Source organism: Burkholderia sp. MSMB1072 (genome assembly GCF_001524725.1).
Lineage (GTDB): Bacteria > Pseudomonadota > Gammaproteobacteria > Burkholderiales > Burkholderiaceae > Burkholderia.
The window spans coordinates 124085-142132 of the sequence record NZ_LOYC01000071.1; the positions used below are offsets into that span (position 1 = coordinate 124085).

The following is an 18048-nucleotide window of genomic DNA, read 5'->3' on the forward strand; positions in this document are numbered from 1 at the left end:
GTAAACCGCCGCGATGCCACGAATGTGACACGGGCGGCGCGCAGCGGGGCGCGGGCGCCCGGCGCTCAGACCGGATGCGCGAGATCGGCGGCGCTCGTAAACGAGTCCGCGTAGAACTCGTCGGCCGGCAGTGCGTGGTGCTGCGTGAAGTCGCGCTGCGCGGATTCGACCATCACCGGCGCGCCGCACGCGTACACCTGATGGCCCGACAGATCGGGCAGGTCCTCGATCACCGCGCGATGGACGAAGCCCGTGCGGCCCGTCCACTGGTCGGCGTCGTCCGGCTCGGAGAGCACCGGCACGTACTTGAAGTTCGGGATGTCGCGCGCCCACTGCTCGGCGAGTTCGGCGAGGTAGATGTCCTTCTTGCGGCGCGCGCCCCAGTAGAGCGTCATCGGGCGCGTGATGCCCGAGTGCTTCACGTGCTCGATGATCGCCTTGATCGGCGCGAAGCCGGTGCCCGACGCGAGCAGCACGATCGGCTTGTCGGAGTCCTCGCGCAGGAAGAACGTGCCGAGCGGGCCTTCGAAGCGCAGGATGTCGCGCTCCTTCATCGCGCCGAACACGTGGTCGGTGAACTTGCCGCCCGGCATGTGGCGGATGTGCAGCTCGATCGGGCCTTCCTCGTGCGGCGCGTTCGCCATCGAGTAGCTGCGGCGCGAGCCGTCCTTCAGGATGAATTCGACGTACTGGCCCGCGAGGTACTGCAGGCGTTCGTTGGCAGGCAACTGCAGCTTCACGACCATCACGTCGTCCGCCTTGCGTTCGAGCGCGGCGATCCGGCACGGCAGCTTCTTGACCTGCACGCCGTCGACGCCGGCGATCTCGCGCACGTCGATCTCGAGATCGCATTGCGCCTTCGAGCAGCACAGCAGCGCGAGGCCGCGCGTGCGTTCGTCGTTGGACAGCGCCGACGCGGCGTGCGGGCCTTGTTCGATCTGACCCGACACGATCTGGCCCTTGCAGGAGCCGCACGCGCCGTTCTTGCAGCCGTACGGCAGATGGACGTTCTGGCGCAGCGCGGCCGCCAGCACGGTTTCGTCCGACTCGACCTGGAATTGCCGGCCGCTTTGCTTGAGAGTGACGTTGAATGCCATAGAACCAAACTAGAACAAAATGGGAGGACCGTGCGTGTCGCGCACGGCAGCTACAATGCAAAACCGTTGCACGTCGCGCAACGGCGGCTACTGATTTCGCAACCAACATGATCGCGACACGAATCCTGCGCCGGCCGCGCGTACTGATCGTCGGCTGCGGCGACGTCGGCATGCGCTGCGTCGCGCAATGGCGTGACGCGCGCCGCAATCTGCGCATCTTCGCGCTGACGAGCCACCCGGCCCGCCGCGACGAACTGCGCGCCGTGGGCGCGACGCCGATCGTCGGCGATCTCGATCGCCCGGCGACGCTCGGCCGCCTCGCGGGCCTCGCCCGCACGATCCTGCATCTCGCGCCGCCGCAATCCGACGGCCGCGACGACCGGCGCACGCGTGCGCTGATCGCCGCAACGTCCATGCCCGCGCGTCGGCCGGCGGCGCCGCCGGCACCGGCGGCCGGCCGGCTCCGAACGCTGCGCAGCGCGGCGCGACAGGCCGGCGCGCCCGTTCGGGCAGCGCGTATTGTACCCGACGGTCTTCGCGCGCCGAGGCTCGTCTACGCCAGTACGACGGGCGTCTACGGCGATTGCGGCGGCGCGCGTATCGACGAAACGCACCCGCTGCGCCCCGCGAATCCGCGCGCGTTCCGGCGCGTGTCGGCCGAGCGGCAACTGCGCGCGGCGACGGTGCGCGGCGCGTTGTCCGCGCGCATCGTGCGCATTCCCGGCATCTATGCGGCGAACCGCTTGCCGCTCGCGCGGCTCGAGCGCGGCACGCCGGCGCTCGAGCCGGCCGACGACGTGTACACGAACCACATCCACGCGGACGATCTCGCGGCGATCCTGCGCCGCGCGGCCGAGCGCGGCAAGCCGGCGCGCGTCGTGCACGCGTCGGACGACACCGAACTGCGGATGGGGGAGTATTTCGACCGGGTCGCGCAGGCGCTCGGCCTGCCGAGGCCGCCGCGCGTCAGCCGCGCGGACGCGGAGCGCCTGCTCGAGCCGACGCTGCTGTCGTTCATGCGCGAGTCGCGGCGCCTGTCCAACGCACGGCTCAAAGCCGAATTGTGCGTGACGTTGCGCTATCCGACCGTAGACGATTTCCTTCAAACGCTCGCGCCGGGCAGCGCGTCAGGTGAGCGCCGGTAACGCCTCGATCAGCAGGAAGCACAGCAGCGCACCGATCAGCGCGCCGATCAAGTTCGGATGATATTTGTGCCTCAGATGCATCGTGACCAGCAGGCCGCCGATCGCGATGACGCCGATGACCGCGAACGCGATCATCACCGACGACAGTTCGAAAGAATGGTTGATGTTCATGACGTCCCCCCTGCATCGCTGCTCTTGCAGCTTGTGATTTCAGTATAGCGGGGGAACCTGCGGCGCAGGGGCGGCCGGATGCCGAACGATCGTGCGGATTTTCCCTTACAGGGTTTGGACGGGATTGCGCAGCGCGGCAAGGTCGGCTTCGTCGAGCCACCGCCATGCGCCGGGTGCGAGGTCGGCCGGCAGCGCGAAGCCGCCGATGCTTTCGCGATGCAGCGACTCGACGCGGTTGCTCGCCGCCGCGACCATCCGCTTGACCTGGTGGTACTTGCCTTCGAGCACGGTCAGCGCGAGCGCGTGCGTGTCGCGGGCGGCGGCGGCGACGGCCGCGATCGGCTTCGGCTGGCCATGCAATTGCACGCCGGTGCGCAGCGCCTGCAGTTGCGTGTCGTCGAGCGGGTGGCGTACGGTCGCGACGTAAGTCTTCGGCACCTTGCGCTTCGGCGACGTGTACGCGTGCACGAACTGGCCGTCGTCGGACAGCAGCAGCAGGCCGGTCGTGTCCTGGTCGAGCCGGCCGACGCACTGCACGCCGCGTGCGACGAGCGGCGCGGGCAACAGGCTGAACACGCTCGCATGGTGCTGCGGATCGCGCGAACACTCGTAGCCGGCCGGCTTGTTGAGCGCAAGATATGCGCGCACATGGAACGGCCATGCCGTATCGTCGACCGAGAACACGAGGCCGTCGGTATCGAAGGTGGCGTCCGGGTCGGTCGAGGTCGCGCCCGCGACGGCGACGCGGCCTGCTTCGATCAGGCCGCGGCACTGGCGGCGCGAGCCGAAGCCCTGGGTGTAGAGAATGCTTTCGAGATCCATAGCGCGCGCATTCTATCAAGCACCGGCGCAGGGCCGGCATGGACGCGCATGCTGGTAAGCTGCCGGAACGCTGCGCGGCGCGCGGCGCCCGTTCATTCTTCACGGAACGCTCATGCCTTTCGATTCATTCCCGTTCGGCCGCCGTGCTGCCGCCGTCATCGTCGCCGCGACCGTTTCGTCGACCGCGTTCGCGCACGCGCATCTCGCGAAAAGCGACCCGCCGGCGGGCGCCGCGCTGGCAGCCGCACCGGCGGCCGTCACGATCGACTTCACCGAGCCGCTGGAGCCGGCATTCAGCTCGATCGTCGTCGTCGACGGCGACGGCAAGACGGTGTCGAGCGGCCGCGCGCGCATCGACGCGTCGAACCGCAAGCGGATGACGGTGCCGCTCGCGGCGCTCGGCCCGGGCGCGTATACGGTGAAGTGGGCGGCCGTCGCGACCGACGGGCATCGCACGCAGGGCGCGTACGGCTTCGGCGTGAAGTGACGCAACGGCGGCGGCAAGCCCGTGCCAGGATTGCCGCCGCCTTTATCCGACAGGAGTCTCCGGCATGAATCCGACGACGCTCGACGCACTCGCCGATTTCCCCCGCCAGCTCGAAGCGCATTTCGCGGCCGTCCCCGACGGCTATGCGCGCTGGACCCCGGACGACTGGGCCGGCATGCCGAGCGAGCATTTCTCGCCGCTCGGGCAGCTCTGCCATGTGCGCGACATCGAGATCGACGGCTATCACGTGCGGCTGCGCCGCATGCTCGACGAAGACCGGCCGCGGCTCGTCTCGATCGATGGCGACGCGCTCGCGATCGAGCGGCGCTACAACGACGCGTATGCGTCCGACGTGCTCGCGGCGATTCGCGACGCGCGGCGCGAGACGCTGGAGCTGCTGTCGCGCCTCACGCCCGAACAGTTCGAGCGTACCGGCGAGTTCGAGGGCTACGGTGCGCTGACCGTGCGCGGGCTCGTCCACTACCTGTGCAGCCACGATCAGCAGCATCTGGCCGGCATGCAGTGGCTGCTCGGCAAGATCGACGCAGCGCTGCACGCGCGCTGAGCCGGCCGGCGGCCGGGCAATCAACCGCGGAATCCGGCCCCGCCGTCGGTGCGGCAGGCCACCTTGCATGGCTTCGATTGGATCGGTTTTCTGGATAATCCATCCAGCCGCGGCCGGCTGACCGGCGGCTCGTGCATGCCTACACTCCTAGCTTCGTTCACCGAAAAAAGGAGTCAACCGTGGCAACTCATACGCTCGCAGACAAGGTCGTCATGATCGCAGGCGGCGCGAAGAATCTAGGCGGCCTGATCGCCCGCGATCTGGCAGGCCACGGCGCGAAGGCGGTGGCGATTCACTACAACAGCGCGGCGTCGCAGGCGCAGGCCGAGGAGACGGCCGCCGCGGTGCGGGCGGCTGGCGCGCAAGCCGCGACGTTCCAGGGCGACCTGACGACGGCCGCGGCGGTCGAGAAGCTGTTCGACGACGCAAAACAGCATTTCGGCAAGATCGACATCGCGATCAACACGGTCGGCAAGGTGCTGAAGAAGCCGTTCACCGAGATCAGCGAAGCCGAGTACGACGAGATGTTCGCGGTCAACAGCAAGTCGGCGTTCTTCTTCATCAAGGAAGCCGGGCGGCACCTCGAGGATCACGGCAAGCTCGTCACGCTCGTGACGTCGCTGCTCGGCGCGTTCACGCCGTTCTACGCGGCGTACGAAGGGTCGAAGGCGCCGGTCGAGCACTTCACGCGCGCGGCGTCGAAGGAATACGGCGCGCGCGGCATCTCGGTGACGGCCGTCGGGCCGGGCCCGATGGACACGCCGTTCTTCTATCCGGCCGAAGGCGCCGATGCGGTCGCGTACCACAAGACGGCCGCCGCGCTGTCGCCGTTCAGCAAGACGGGGCTGACCGACATCGAGGACGTCGTGCCGTTCATCCGCCATCTCGTGACCGATGGCTGGTGGATCACGGGCCAGACGATCCTGATCAACGGCGGCTATACGACCAAGTAACCGGGGCCGCTCACGGGCCGTGCCGGCGGCCGTAGCGGCACCGGCGCCCCGCAATGGCGCGTTTGCATGGACAATGGACGGGCGCGCGGTCACGAGGCCGCGCGCCCGTTTTTCCTTGTGTCGCCGAAGCCGGCCGCGATGCGCGGCAGCCGGCGGCGGCGACCGTTCGAACCCGGGTTTCCCGCCGATGGACAAGCTGGATCAGGTCAGGATCTTCCTGCAGGTTGTCGAGATGGGCAGCTTCATCAAGGCCGCGCATGCGCTCGACGTTCCGCGCGCGACCGTGTCGGCGGCCGTCCAGCAGCTCGAGACGGCGCTCGGCACGCGCCTGTTGCACCGCACGACGCGCCAGGTGCAGCTGACCGCCGACGGCGCGCTGCTGCTCGAACGCGGCCGGCGCCTGCTCGCGGAAGCCGACGAACTCGACCGCCTGTTTCGGCGTCGCGACCGCGACGTGGTCGGGCGGCTGAACGTCGACGTGCCGAGCCGGATCGCGCGCCGCGTCGTGGCGCCCGCGCTGCCGTCGCTGTTTCGTCGCCACCCGAAGCTGCAACTGTCGCTCGGCTCGACGGATCGCACGATCGACCTCGTGCAGGAGGGTGTCGATTGCGCGATCCGCGTCGGGCGGCTCGCGGACAGCAGTCTCGTCGTGCGGCCGCTCGGGCAGTTCGCGCTGATCAACTGCGCGAGCCCCGACTACCTGCGCGAATGCGGCGTGCCCGAGCATCCGGATGCGCTCGCGCACGGGCACTGGGCGATCGGCTATGCGTCGCCGACGACGGGGCGCGAGCTCGGCTGGGAATACTGCGCAGACGGACAGCGGCACGAGCTGACGCTGCCGAGCCGCGTGATCGTCAACAACGCCGAAACCTATATCGCCAGCTGCATCGCGGGAATGGGGCTGATCCAGATTCCGCGCTTCGACGTCGAGCATCTGCTGGCAAGCGGCGCACTCGTCGACGTGATGCCCGGCCACCGCGCCGAGCCGATGGACGTGGCGGCCGTGTATCCGCACCGCCGGCATCGCTCGAGGCGGCTCAACGCGTTCATCGAGTGGTTCGGCGAGTTGATGGCCGATGCGTTGAACGACGCAGGCGCGAGCGGCAGCGGCGACTGAAGGCGGCATCGTGCCGGTATCCGCGGGCCGTCCCGCCGTTCGCCGGCTCGGGGTGCGGCCGATCGGCATCGGCGCGCTGCGGCCGTGCGGCGACTGCGCCGCGCATGCTCAAGCGGCGAACTGCCGGGTGCGCCCGGTGGCCCGTACCGCGTCGACCAGTGCGGCGCCGACGCCCGCGGGTTTCGACGCGAATGCGTAAAAGCGTGCGGCCGGCAGCGCCGGCAGGCCGTCGTGCGGCCCGCATTCGCGCAGGCCGTCGCGCAACTGGCTGCGCGCGAGCGCCGTGACTGCGAAACCGGCGAGCGCGGCCGACATGCAGCCGGCCATGCTCCCGCTTTCGAACAGCACGCGAAACGGCCGCAGCGCCGCGGCGAGCGCGGAAACCGCGGCTTGCCGATACACGCACGGCTCCGGAAACAGCGCGAGCGGCACGCCTTCTTCGGCGTCGAGCGCCGTATCGGCCGCGAATGCCCACACGAGCGGCTCCTCCCACAGCAGTTCGCCGGGCGTGTCGACCTGTCGGCACTGCTTGCCGAACACGACGTCGAGCCGGCCCAGGGATTGCTCCCGCAACAGCGACGCGGTGATGCCGACCTTCAGTTCGATCGAGGTGCGCGGATGGCTGTCGCGGAACGTGCGCAGCACCTGCGGCAGCCACGTGCCCGCGAAATCCTCCGACGCGCCGACCCGCAGCGGCCCGTGCGCCGGCGCGCCGCGCAGCCGCGCGCGCACTTCGCGCTCCATGTCGACGATGTTGCGCGCGTACGCATACAGCGTGTCGCCGGCCGGCGTCAGCGCGATACGGCGTGTCGTGCGCGCGAGCAGCACGGTGCCGGCCGCCTGTTCCAGCCGCTTGATGTGGCCGCTGACGGCGGACGGCGTCAGCGCGAGGCGCTCGGCGGCCGGGGCGAATCCGCGGCTGTCGACCACTTCGAGAAAGGTGCGCAGCAGCGCGATGTCGAGCGCGGTCGATGCGGGGTCGGTCGGCGGTTCCATGGATCGATTCAACGCGATATTTGAAGAGTAAATCATGATACTCCGCGAATCATGATGAAAGGCCGGCCTACCATCGTACGTTCATGCTGACCTTGACCTGATGGAGGACCCGATGACGACCTATGCGCATGCGACGACTGCGTCGCTCGACATTGCCTATCTCGAATGGAACCCGCGTGGCGAACGCGTCGCCGTGCTGCTGCACGGCTGGCCGGACAGTCCGGTCGGTTGGGAGGCGGTGGCGGCGGCACTCGTCCCGCGCGGCTACCGCGTGCTCGCGCCCGCATTGCGCGGTTTTGCGCCCACGCGCTTTCGCGACGCGTCCGTGCCGCGCAGCGGCCAGCTCGCGGCGCTCGGGCGCGACCTGCTCGAATTCGTCGACGCGCTCGGTATCGAGCGGCCCGTGCTGGTCGGGCACGACTGGGGCGCCCGCGCGGCCGCGAACGCCTGCGGGCTGCGCGGAGGGGCCGCCTCGCATCTCGTGATGCTGTCGGTCGGGTACGGCACCAACGATCCCGCTCAGCCGCTGTCGCTGCAGCAGGCGCGCAACTACTGGTATCACTGGTTCATGGCGACGCCGCGCGGCGAGCAGGCGCTGCGCGACGACCGCCGTGCGTTCGCGCGCCTGATGTGGGATACGTGGTCGCCGCCGGGCTGGTATCGCGACGGCGATTTCGACGCGGCGGCCGCTGCGTTCGACGGACCCGACTGGATCGACGTCGTGCTGCATTCGTACCGGCAGCGCTGGGGCTTCGCGCCGGGCACGCCGGCCTATGCGGACGACGACGCGCGGCTGAACCCGGCGCCCGTGCTGGCGGTGCCGACGCTCGTGCTGCACGGCGGCGCGGACGCCTGCAATCATCCGGACAGCTCGGTCGGGCGCGAGCGGTTCTTCGCCGGACGGTACGAGCGGCAGGTGCTCGACGGCGTCGGTCACTTCCCGCAGCGCGAATCCGCGGCGGCGGTCGCGGACGCGATTCTCGGGTTCTGCGAGCGGGGGTGACGCGCACCGGCCGGCCCGACCCGGCGCGGGAAGGATCAGTCGTGCACGCGCGGCGCGAGCAGGTCGGCGAGGCCGATGTTTCTGAACATCTCGCGGCGGATGCGATCGCCGACGCGGAACACTTCTTCGGCGCCGTCCTGCGACGGGTCGACGAACACGCGGTAGGGGCGCTTGCCGGCCGGCGCCGCGACGAGCGTGGCAATCGCCGTGGCGACGGCGCCCGCATCGGCGTCCGCCGGCTCGAGCGCGGCGAGGCCCTTCAATGCCTGATCGGCGACGCCCGCGTACGGCCCACTGTCGTACGCGGCCTGTACGACGGTATCGGCCGGCTTGCCCGCGTGGAGGAAGTGATTCGTGCCCCGGGTGAACGCGCCCGGCACGACGATCGACGTTTCGATGCCCCAGCGCGCGAGTTCGGCTGCGTAGGACACCGCGAGCGAGTCCATCGCGGCTTTCGCGGCGAAGTAGGGCGCGAGGAACGGCGGGGTGCCGCCGCGCGCCGACGAGGACGACACCCAGACGAGCAGGCCGCGGCCTTGGCGGCGCAGGTGCGGCAGCGCCGCGCGGTTCACGCGCTGGGTCGACACGACGTTGACGTCGTAGAGCTGCGCGAGCTGTTCGGGCGTGAACGCTTCGGCCGGCCCGAACACCATGTGGCCGGCGTTGTGGACGACGACGTCCAGACGGCCGTCGTCGGCGATCACGCGATCGATTGCGGCGTCGACCGATGCATCGTCGCCGACGTCGAGCTCGAGGCTGCGCAGGTCGACGCCGTGTTCTTGCGCATAGCCGGCGACGGCGGCGACGCGCGACGCGTTGCGCCCGGCGCTTTCGCGCATCGATGCGTAGACCGTGTGACCGGCGCGGGCGAGCGCCTGGGCCGTCAGCAGGCCGAAGCCGCTGGACGCGCCGGTGACGAGGATGACTTCCTTCATGAGCGATCTCCTGGCGGAAAGACGAGGGGGCGGCGGGCGGTCCGTCAGCACATGCCGCCGTTGGCGCGCAGGATCTGGCCGTTGATCCACGCGCCGTCCGGGCCGGCGAGGAATGCGACGACGCGCGCGATGTCGTCGGGCTGGCCGAGCCGCTCGAGCGGGTTCAGCTTCGCGAGCCGCTCGACGAGTTCGGCGCTCTTGCCCTGCAGGAACAACTCGGTCGCGACCGGCCCCGGCGCGACGGCGTTCACGCGGACGCCGCGCCCGCGCATTTCCTGCGCGAGCACCTGCGTGAGGCTTTCGACCGCCGCCTTGCTCGCGACGTACACGCCGTAAGTCGGCATGCGCATGCCGATCACGCTGGTCGACAGGTTGATGATGCGTCCCCCGTCGCGCACCCGGTTTGCCGCTTCGCGGCATACGTTGAACGTACCTTTCACGTTGATGGCGATCGTTTCGTCGAACAGCGCGTCGTCGCAGTCGGCGATCGCCGCCAGCTTCATCACGCCCGCTGAATTGACCACCACGTCGATGCCGCCGAATGCATCGCGGGCGGCGTCGAACAGCGCGGCCACGGCCGCCGGGTCGGCGACGTTGGCCTGCACCGCGACGGCACGGCCGCCGTCGGCGACGATCGCATCGACCACGTCGCGGGCCGGGCCGGCGCTGCCGGCATAGTTGACGACGACCCGGAAACCGTCCCGGGCGAGCTGGCGCGCGATTTCCGCGCCGATGCCGCGCGATGAACCCGTGACGAGGGCGACCTGTTCCGATGTGCTCATGTCCTGCTCCTGGTGAATGGATGAATGCCGTTCGATCCGGCGACAGGACAACTGTAGGCTTCCTCGACAAATAAAAATAATGAATAATGATCAGTCAATGGATGACTGAAAGTACGTCTAATGGGATTCGACAGCAGGCTGCTCAGCGGTATCGGGGTGCTCTCCGCGGTGATCGAGGCCGGCACCTTCGCGCGCGCGGGCGAGGCGATGGGACTGACTCAACCGGCGGTGAGCCGCGCCGTCGCCCGGCTGGAACAGCGCGTCGGCATCCGGATCTTCAACCGGACGGCGCGCGCGATCACGTTGACCGACGAAGGACGACGCTTTTACGAGGCGGTCGCGCCGCTGCTGGCCGGCATCGAGGAGGCGGCGCTCGACGCCGGCCGGTCGAAGGCACGCGTGAGGGGCCGATTGCGGGTCAACGTGGACGGCACGTTCGGTCACTACGTGCTGGCGCCGCGGATGACGGAATTTCTCGACCGCTTTCCGGACCTGTCGGTCGAGATCAGCGTGCGCGACCGGATGGGCGACCTCGTCGCCGACGGCTTCGACGTGGCCGTGCGCTTCGGCATCCCGGAGCCGTCGTCATATCGGGCGCGCCTGCTGGTCGAGACGCGCGTGCTGACCTGCGCGTCGGCGGCCTATGTCGCGCGTCATGGCGAACCGCGGCACCCGCGGGATCTCGCGGACGGTCACCAGTGCGTGCTGATCCGCAATCCGGTGACGGGGCGGCCGTACGAATGGGAATTTCATCGCGGCAAGGAAGTCGTGCCGGTCGACGCCGCCGGCAGGCTGACGGTCAACGATACGGGCGGGCTGCTCGGCGCGTGCCTGGGCGGCGTCGGCATCGCGCAACTGCTGGAACTCTATGCGCGGGACGTCCTGGCCGACGGGCGGTTGGTGCAGTTGTTGCCCGAGTGGGCGGACGAGACTTTCCCGCTTTACGCGTATCACCACGCGTCGAATCTCGTTTCGGCGAAGGTGAGGGTGTTTCTCGACTTCGTCCGCGAGCTGATGGCCTGAGTGAGGTGGCTGCACGACGAAGGGCTGCCGTCAGGTCATTCGGTGCGATGGGGAAGGTTGTCCGGGAACGGATAGGGCGCATGCGGCCCGGGCCAGTCGGGTACGGGCGGCGCGCTCGGTATGTCGCAAACCGCCGAGCATGAGCGCCAGCCCGGTGGCGAGCACGGCGCGGCAGATTCGGCGTGAAATCTTGCGCGTGGACGCGGCCTCCGTGATCGGCATCTCCCTGATGCTTGGACTGCCGGGCGGAACGCCTGTCGCGGCGATGCGGCCAAAAACAAAAAACCCGCGAAGCGGCGAGCTTGCGCGGGTTTCGACGATTGCAGCGCGGACGCTGCGAAATACTGGTGCCCAGGGCCGGAATCGAACCGGCACGCCTTGCGGCGGGGGATTTTGAGTCCCCTGCGTCTACCAATTTCACCACCTGGGCTTGATCGTGGCCGCGCATGCGGTGGTGCGCGGCGAAACGCGGATTATGGCGGAAATCCGGGCGCCGGGCAAGCTACCCGGCATCCGGCGTACAAGTCACTGGCTCAGATAGACGAAGCGGCCCTGTTTCACGATCCCCATCACGCTCGCACGCTGGTCGAGCCCCACGTGATCCTTGTCGCTCGTATTGACGACGCCGTTCGGCACGACGAGCTCGTGCGCGCGTTCGAGTTCGCGCCGCAGCGCCGCGCGGAACGCGGGCGTGCCGGGCTGCGCGGCCTTCAGCGCGCGGCCGACCGCGTCGGCGAGGCGCGGATAGACGCCCGCCGCATCGCCCGCGAACTGCGTGACGGTGCCGGCGCCGTATTTCGCGTCGTACGCATCGACGAACGCGAGCGCGGCGCGGCGGGCCGGGTGGTCGGCCGGCAGCGTGTGCGCGACGACCACCGGCTGGGTCGGGAACAGCGTGCCGTCGACGTCCTTGCCGCCGAGCTTGATGAATTCCGGCGTCGCGATCCCGTGGGTCTGGTAGACCGCACCCTTGTAGCCGCGCTCGATCAGCGTGCGCTGCGGCAGCACGGCCGGCGTGCCGGAGCCGGCGATCAGGATCGCATCGGGTTTCGCCGCGATCAGCTTCAGCGCCTGGCCCGTGACGCTCGCGTCGGTGCGATTGAAGCGCTCGGTCGCGACCACGCGGATCTTGCGCAGGTCCGCGAAGCGCGTGAATTCGTTGAGCCAGCTGTCGCCGTAGCTGTCCGCGAAGCCGATGAAGCCGACCGTCTTCACGCCGTGGTTGGCCATGTAGCGCGTCATCACGTCGGCCATCGCGCGGTCGCTCTGCGCCATCTTGAACGCCCAGGTCCGCGCGCCTTCCTGCGGCTCGACGATCGCACCCGAGCCGACCAGCGTGATCATCGGCGTCTGTGCGGCCGCCACCGCGTCGAGCGCCGCGAGCGCGGCCGGCGTGATGTTCGGCCCGACCACGACGTCGACGTGATCCTCGTCCACCAGCTTGCGGATGTTGCGCACCGCGGTGCCCGGGTCGGAGGCGTCGTCGAGCACCGTGACCTGCACGGGTTGCCCGGCGATCGTCTTCGGCCACATCAGGATCGCGTTCTTGCTCGTGATGCCGATCGCGGCGGCCGGGCCGGTCGACGACAGGTCGACGCCGACCTTCAGGTCGGCATGCGCGGCCGCGCAGGCGAGCAGGAGGGCGGCGCCGGCGGCGCGGCGCAACAGGGCGGGAAGCGTCATGCGGGAATCTCCATTTCCGTCGGGCAACGAAAAGGGGCGCAATGCGCGCCCCTGTGTTCATACCTGTCCGTCAAAGCTCGTACGATTCGGATTCGCCTTTGAGCGCCTGCTCGATCAGCTTGCGGTTCAGTGTCGGCGACAGCAGTTCGACCAGCGTATACACATAGCTGCGCAGGTAGGCGCCCTGCTTGAGCGCGACGCGCGTCACGTTGCTGCCGAACAGATGGCCGACCGGGATCAGCCGCAGGCCGCGATCGCGCTCGGGATTGAACGCGATGTCGGCCATGATGCCGACGCCGAGGCCGAGTTCGACATAGGTCTTGATCACGTCGGCGTCGATCGCCTCGAGCACGATGTCCGGCGACAGCCCGCGCAGCGCGAACGCATGATTGATCTTCTTGCGGCCCGCGAATGCGTCGTCGTACGTGATCAGCGGATATTGCGCGAGATCGTCCAGCGTGACCGGCTTGCGTTCGAGCAGCGGATGGTCGGCCGGCACGACGGCCGCGTGATGCCACTGGAAGCAGGGTAGCGACACGAGCTCCTTGTAGTCGGAGATCGCCTCGGTCGCGATCGCGAGATCGGCCTGATCGTGGATCACCATCTCGGCCACCTGCGTCGGGCTACCCTGCAGGATCGACAGGTGGACCTTCGGGAAGCGCTTCTTGAACTCGGCGATCGCGGCCGGCAGCGAGTAGCGGGCCTGCGTGTGGGTGGCCGCGATGGTCAGGTTGCCCTGATCCTGCGCCGCATAATCTTTCCCCACCCTCTTTAAGCTTTCAACTTCCTGAAGAATCCGCTCGACCGATGCGAGGATGATCCGGCCCGGCTCAGTGAGCGAGCGCACGCGCTTGCCATGCCGCGTGAAGATCTCGACACCCAGCTCGTCCTCGAGCTCGATGATTGCCTTCGATACTCCCGGTTGCGACGTGTAGAGCGCCTTGGCGGCCTCGGTGAGGTTGAAATTCTGCCGGACGGCCTCGCGCACGAAGCGAAATTGGTGCAGGTTCATTTATAACCCTTCCGCATATCAACAGAATTTTTTAGTCGTTTGAAATATAAGGCGAGTTTATTACGATTCACCCGAGTTTTTCAAATATGGATATCTGTTTTCGTCATTAGCAATCCAGCCGGCAGCGGATGGCGGCGGTGACGACGGAACGGAGATTCGGGCGCGACGTGGCTAGGACGTCGCGCGGTCAACACGAAAACCCTGGGGTCCCCGAATGTATCAGTACGACCAATACGACCAGACGATCGTCGACGAGCGAGTCGCGCAGTATCGCGACCAGGTGCGCCGCCGGCTGTCGGGCGAGTTGAGCGAAGACGAATTCCGTCCGCTGCGTCTGCAGAACGGCCTGTACATGCAGCGCCACGCGTACATGCACCGCATCGCGATTCCGTACGGCAACCTGCGCAGCGACCAGCTCCGGATGCTGGCCCGCATCGCCCGCGAACACGACCGCGGCTACGGCCACTTCTCGACGCGCTCGAACATCCAGTTCAACTGGATCGAACTGGAAGAGACGCCCGAGATCCTCGCGAAGCTCGCGTCGGTGCAGATGCATGGCATCCAGACGTCGGGCAACTGCATCCGCAACATCACGGCCGACCAGTTCGCCGGCGTCGCGCAGGACGAAGAGATCGATCCGCGCCCGTGGGCCGAAATCCTGCGCCAGTGGTCGACGTTTCACCCGGAATTCGCATGGCTGCCGCGCAAGTTCAAGATCGCGGTGTCGGGCTCGAAGCACGACCGCGCGGCCGTGCAGATCCACGACCTCGGCGTGTACCTGAAGAAGAACGCGCAGGGCGAGGTGGTCGCGAGCATCCTCGCGGGCGGCGGCCTCGGCCGTACGCCGATCGTCGGCGCGGTGATCAAGGAAGACCTGCCGTGGCAGCACCTGCTCACGTACTGCGAGGCCGTGCTGCGCGTGTACAACCGCTACGGCCGCCGCGACAACCTGTACAAGGCGCGGATCAAGATCCTCGTGAAGGCGCTGTCGCCGGCGAAGTTCGCGCAGCAGGTCGAGGAAGAATGGCAGCACCTGAAGGACGGCCCGTCGACGCTCACGCAGGCCGAAATCGACCGCGTGTCGCAGTACTTCCAGCCGCCGGTCTACGAGAAGCTCGCCGACACCGACGCGTCGTTCGAACAGCACCTGCTCGAGAACAAGGCATTCGCGCGCTGGGTCGAGCGTAACGTCGCACCGCACAAGGTGCCGGGCTATGCGGCCGTCACGCTGTCGCTGAAGGATCACCGCGTGGCTCCGGGCGACGCCACCGACGCGCAGATGGATCTGGTCGCCGACTGGGCCGACGCATACTCGCTCGGCGAACTGCGCGTGTCGCACGAGCAGAACCTGATTCTGGCGAACGTGAAGAAGCGCGACCTGTTCGCGTTGTGGGAAAAGGCGAAGGCGGCCGGTTTCGCGACGCCGAACATCGGCCTGCTGACCGACATCATCGCGTGCCCGGGCGGCGACTTCTGCTCGCTCGCGAACGCGAAGTCGATCCCGATCGCACTCGCGATCCAGCAGCGTTTCGACGATCTGGATTACGTGTACGACCTCGGCGACCTGTCGCTGAACATTTCCGGTTGCATGAACTCGTGCGGCCATCACCACGTCGGCAACATCGGCATCCTCGGCGTCGACAAGGATGGCGCCGAGTGGTACCAGGTGTCGCTCGGCGGCGAGCAGGGCACGGGCCGCAACGGCGCGCGCCTCGGCCGCGTGATCGGGCCGTCGTTCTCCGCGCAAGAAGTGCCGGACGTGATCGCGAAGCTGATCGACACGTTCGTCGAAGCACGCATCGACGGCGAGCGCTTCATCGACACGTACGACCGCATCGGCATCGCGCCGTTCAAGGAGCGCGTGTATGCGGCGCGCCAGGCAGTGAACGCGTAACCAACCGGGTAGAAGGAATTTGCAGATGGCTTCGATTATCAAGAACCGCGCAGTGATCGACGACGCATGGCAGGTCGTGCGCGCGGCGGAGGACGGCGCGCTGCCCGCGGTCGACGCATTGCCGGCCGGCAAGGTGCTGGTGCCGTTCGCGTTGTGGCAGGCCGAGCGTGCGGCGCTCGTCGCCGCGAAGACGAAGGACGAACTCGGCGTGTGGCTCGCGCCGGACAGCGAACCGGCCGATCTCGTGGCCGACTTCGGCGCGATCTCGCTGGTCGCCGTCGATTTCCCGCGCTTCGCGGACGGCCGCGGCTACAGCATCGCGCGCCTGCTGCGCGAACGTCATGGCTGGACGGGCGAGCTGCGCGCGATCGGCGACGTGCTGCGCGACCAACTGCTGTACATGTCGCGTTGCGGCTTCGACGCGTTCGCGGTGCGCGCCGACAAGGACATCCACGACGCGCTGAATGCGTTCACGGAATTCACGCAGCGTTACCAGGGCGCATTCGACGAGCCGGCGCCGCTGTTCCGCCGCCGCGAGGCTGCGGCCGACACCAAGGTGAGCGCATGAGCACCGCGACCGCCACCGAACTGACGCCGGAACTCGCCGCGAAGGTCGAGCGCCTCGACGCGCTGCTCGCGCGGATCGGCGCCCGTCACGACAAGGTGAAATTCGCGAGCAGCCTCGCCGCGGAAGACATGCTGCTCACGCACGCGATCCTGTCGAAGGGCGTGCCGATCGGCATCTTCTCGCTGAACACGGGCCGCCTGCACGCCGAAACGCTCGGCATGATCGATCGCGTGCGCGAGCGCTACGGCTACGAGATCGAGCAGTTCCACCCGCAGCAGGACGCGGTGGACCAGTACGTCGCCGAGCATGGCCTGAACGCGTTCTACGAGAGCGTCGAGCTGCGCAAGTCGTGCTGCCATATCCGCAAGGTCGAGCCGCTGAACCGCGCGCTGGCCGACGTCGGCGCGTGGGTCACGGGCCAGCGCCGCGAGCAGTCGGTCACGCGCGCGGAGCTGCACGAGGAAGAACGGGACGAAGCGCGCGGGATCGCGAAGTACAACCCGCTCGCCGACTGGACGGAAGCCGACGTGTGGGCGTACCTTAACGCGTTCGACGTGCCGGTCAACCCGCTGCATGCGCGCGGCTATCCGAGCATCGGCTGCGAGCCGTGCACGCGCGCGATCCGTCCCGGCGAGGACAGCCGCGCGGGCCGCTGGTGGTGGGAGTCGCGCGACACGAAGGAATGCGGGCTGCACATCACCACGATCACGCCGATTCCCGCGAATGCCGATGCCGGCGCCGCGCACTGAAAGCCGACAAGACACTGAATATTGCGCCGCCTGCGACAGCGGGCGGCACGAACCCGGAAGAGAAGGACTGAAATCATGAGCACGACGCTCGAGCAATCCGCCTTTGCCCCGCCCACCGGCGCCGACAGCCGCATGGGCCATCTCGACTGGCTCGAAGCCGAGTCGATCCACATCCTGCGCGAACTCGTCGCCGAATGCAGCAAGCCGGCGCTGTTGTTCTCGGGCGGCAAGGATTCGGTCGTCGTGCTGCACCTGGCGCTGAAGGCGTTCGGCCTCGGCGCGAACCGCAAGACGACGCTGCCGTTCCCGCTCGTGCATATCGACACGGGCCACAACTACGAGGAAGTGATCGACTTCCGCGACCGCCGTGCGCAGGAGCTCGGCGCCGAGCTGGTGGTCGGCCACGTCGAGGACTCGATCAAGCGCGGCACGGTCGTACTGCGCCGCGAAACCGATTCGCGTAACGCCGCGCAGGCCGTCACGCTGCTCGAGACGATCGAACAGCACGGCTATACGGCGCTGATCGGCGGCGCGCGCCGCGACGAAGAGAAGGCGCGCGCGAAGGAGCGCATCTTCTCGTTCCGCGACGAATTCGGCCAGTGGGACCCGAAGGCGCAGCGCCCGGAACTGTGGAGCCTGTACAACGCCCGCCTGCACAAGGGCGAGCATCTGCGCGTGTTCCCGATCTCGAACTGGACCGAGCTCGACGTGTGGCAGTACATCGCGCGCGAGAACCTCGAACTGCCGTCGATCTACTACGCGCATCAGCGCGAGATCGTGCGCCGCAACGGGCTGCTCGTGCCGGTCACGCCGCTCACGCCGATGCGTGACGGCGAGACGAGCGAGCTGGCGCAGGTGCGCTTCCGCACGGTCGGCGACATCAGCTGCACGTGCCCGGTCGAAAGCGACGCGGACGACGTCGAGAAGATCATCGCCGAGACGGCGGTGACCGAGATCACCGAGCGCGGTGCGACCCGGATGGACGACCAGGCGTCCGAAGCCGCGATGGAACAGCGCAAGAAGCAAGGTTATTTCTGAAGCACACG

At 68.3% G+C, this 18048-nt stretch carries 19 protein-coding genes and 1 tRNA gene; 11 read left to right on the forward strand and 9 right to left on the reverse strand.

What is annotated here, in order from left to right; all coding sequences use genetic code 11:
- Nucleotides 1-65: 65 nt before the first annotated feature.
- Nucleotides 66-1097: a CDP-6-deoxy-delta-3,4-glucoseen reductase gene (locus WS89_RS30490; RefSeq protein WP_059504744.1), complete on the reverse strand. Its 1032-nt coding sequence runs from the start codon at nucleotides 1095-1097 to the stop codon at nucleotides 66-68.
- Nucleotides 1098-1204: 107 nt separating this feature from the next.
- Here WS89_RS30490 and WS89_RS30495 point away from each other — a divergent pair, with 107 nt between their 5' ends.
- Nucleotides 1205-2242 carry an NAD-dependent epimerase/dehydratase family protein gene (locus WS89_RS30495; protein WP_059504746.1) on the forward strand — a complete coding sequence of 346 codons (1038 nt, stop codon included), beginning with the start codon at nucleotides 1205-1207 and terminating at the stop codon, nucleotides 2240-2242.
- Here the strand turns inward: WS89_RS30495 and WS89_RS30500 are convergent.
- Both WS89_RS30500 and WS89_RS30505 read right to left on the reverse strand, forming a co-directional pair.
- Nucleotides 2225-2413 carry a hypothetical protein gene (locus tag WS89_RS30500; protein WP_059504749.1) on the reverse strand — a complete coding sequence of 63 codons (189 nt, stop codon included), beginning with the start codon at nucleotides 2411-2413 and terminating at the stop codon, nucleotides 2225-2227. The genes WS89_RS30495 and WS89_RS30500 overlap by 18 nt on opposite strands.
- A gap of 105 nt (nucleotides 2414-2518) precedes the next feature.
- Entirely contained in the window at nucleotides 2519-3235 is a 717-nt protein-coding gene (locus WS89_RS30505) for a pseudouridine synthase (protein ID WP_059795777.1), read from the reverse strand.
- Nucleotides 3236-3347: 112 nt separating this feature from the next.
- Between WS89_RS30505 and copC the strand changes: the two genes are divergently transcribed.
- From copC to WS89_RS30525, 4 genes are all read left to right on the forward strand, one after another.
- On the forward strand, nucleotides 3348-3722 hold the full coding sequence (gene copC / locus WS89_RS30510) for a copper homeostasis periplasmic binding protein CopC (protein ID WP_059504752.1): 375 nt from the start codon (nucleotides 3348-3350) through the stop codon (nucleotides 3720-3722).
- Between the two features lie 64 nt (nucleotides 3723-3786).
- Nucleotides 3787-4287, forward strand: coding sequence for a DinB family protein (locus tag WS89_RS30515; RefSeq protein ID WP_059504754.1), 501 nt, complete (start codon nucleotides 3787-3789; stop codon nucleotides 4285-4287).
- A gap of 179 nt (nucleotides 4288-4466) precedes the next feature.
- Complete coding sequence (locus tag WS89_RS30520; protein WP_059795778.1) at nucleotides 4467-5240, forward strand: SDR family oxidoreductase; 774 nt, start codon at nucleotides 4467-4469, stop codon at nucleotides 5238-5240.
- Nucleotides 5241-5427: 187 nt separating this feature from the next.
- The gene (locus WS89_RS30525; RefSeq protein ID WP_059795779.1) at nucleotides 5428-6357 is read left to right on the forward strand and encodes a LysR family transcriptional regulator; all 930 of its coding nucleotides are present in this window, start codon (nucleotides 5428-5430) and stop codon (nucleotides 6355-6357) included.
- A 108-nt stretch (nucleotides 6358-6465) separates the two neighbouring features.
- On the opposite strand, the gene WS89_RS30530 is transcribed toward WS89_RS30525, so the two are convergent.
- Nucleotides 6466-7353: a LysR family transcriptional regulator gene (locus tag WS89_RS30530; protein ID WP_059795781.1), complete on the reverse strand. Its 888-nt coding sequence runs from the start codon at nucleotides 7351-7353 to the stop codon at nucleotides 6466-6468.
- A 112-nt stretch (nucleotides 7354-7465) separates the two neighbouring features.
- Here WS89_RS30530 and WS89_RS30535 point away from each other — a divergent pair, with 112 nt between their 5' ends.
- Complete coding sequence (locus WS89_RS30535; RefSeq protein WP_059795980.1) at nucleotides 7466-8356, forward strand: alpha/beta fold hydrolase; 891 nt, start codon at nucleotides 7466-7468, stop codon at nucleotides 8354-8356.
- 35 nt (nucleotides 8357-8391) lie between these two features.
- Here WS89_RS30535 and WS89_RS30540 read toward each other — a convergent pair whose 3' ends face one another.
- Together WS89_RS30540 and WS89_RS30545 are read right to left on the reverse strand one after the other, a co-directional pair.
- Complete coding sequence (locus WS89_RS30540; RefSeq protein ID WP_059795782.1) at nucleotides 8392-9291, reverse strand: SDR family oxidoreductase; 900 nt, start codon at nucleotides 9289-9291, stop codon at nucleotides 8392-8394.
- 44 nt (nucleotides 9292-9335) lie between these two features.
- Complete coding sequence (locus tag WS89_RS30545; protein ID WP_059795783.1) at nucleotides 9336-10073, reverse strand: SDR family oxidoreductase; 738 nt, start codon at nucleotides 10071-10073, stop codon at nucleotides 9336-9338.
- A 120-nt stretch (nucleotides 10074-10193) separates the two neighbouring features.
- Between WS89_RS30545 and WS89_RS30550 the strand changes: the two genes are divergently transcribed.
- The gene (locus tag WS89_RS30550; protein ID WP_059795784.1) at nucleotides 10194-11096 is read left to right on the forward strand and encodes a LysR family transcriptional regulator; all 903 of its coding nucleotides are present in this window, start codon (nucleotides 10194-10196) and stop codon (nucleotides 11094-11096) included.
- 345 nt (nucleotides 11097-11441) lie between these two features.
- Here WS89_RS30550 and WS89_RS30555 read toward each other — a convergent pair.
- The 3 genes from WS89_RS30555 to WS89_RS30565 all read right to left on the reverse strand — a co-directional run bounded on the left by WS89_RS30555 (nucleotide 11442) and on the right by WS89_RS30565 (nucleotide 13791).
- A tRNA-Leu gene (locus WS89_RS30555) sits at nucleotides 11442-11526 on the reverse strand.
- 95 nt (nucleotides 11527-11621) lie between these two features.
- Nucleotides 11622-12779 (reverse strand): ABC transporter substrate-binding protein, encoded by a 1158-nt coding sequence (locus WS89_RS30560; protein ID WP_059795786.1) that lies wholly within the window; start codon nucleotides 12777-12779, stop codon nucleotides 11622-11624.
- Between the two features lie 70 nt (nucleotides 12780-12849).
- Entirely contained in the window at nucleotides 12850-13791 is a 942-nt protein-coding gene (locus tag WS89_RS30565) for a CysB family HTH-type transcriptional regulator (RefSeq protein ID WP_027785173.1), read from the reverse strand.
- A gap of 214 nt (nucleotides 13792-14005) precedes the next feature.
- Here WS89_RS30565 and WS89_RS30570 point away from each other — a divergent pair, with 214 nt between their 5' ends.
- From WS89_RS30570 to cysD, 4 genes are all read left to right on the forward strand, one after another.
- A complete protein-coding gene (locus WS89_RS30570; protein ID WP_059504769.1) occupies nucleotides 14006-15685 on the forward strand; it encodes a nitrite/sulfite reductase in 1680 nt (559 codons plus the stop codon).
- Between the two features lie 25 nt (nucleotides 15686-15710).
- Nucleotides 15711-16253: a DUF934 domain-containing protein gene (locus WS89_RS30575; RefSeq protein WP_059795787.1), complete on the forward strand. Its 543-nt coding sequence runs from the start codon at nucleotides 15711-15713 to the stop codon at nucleotides 16251-16253.
- A complete protein-coding gene (locus tag WS89_RS30580; RefSeq protein WP_059504772.1) occupies nucleotides 16250-17002 on the forward strand; it encodes a phosphoadenylyl-sulfate reductase in 753 nt (250 codons plus the stop codon). Before WS89_RS30575 ends, WS89_RS30580 begins: the two co-directional genes overlap by 4 nt.
- Before the next feature lie 75 nt (nucleotides 17003-17077).
- Nucleotides 17078-18040 (forward strand): sulfate adenylyltransferase subunit CysD, encoded by a 963-nt coding sequence (cysD, locus tag WS89_RS30585; RefSeq protein ID WP_006478076.1) that lies wholly within the window; start codon nucleotides 17078-17080, stop codon nucleotides 18038-18040.
- The last annotated feature ends 8 nt before the right edge of the window (nucleotides 18041-18048 follow it).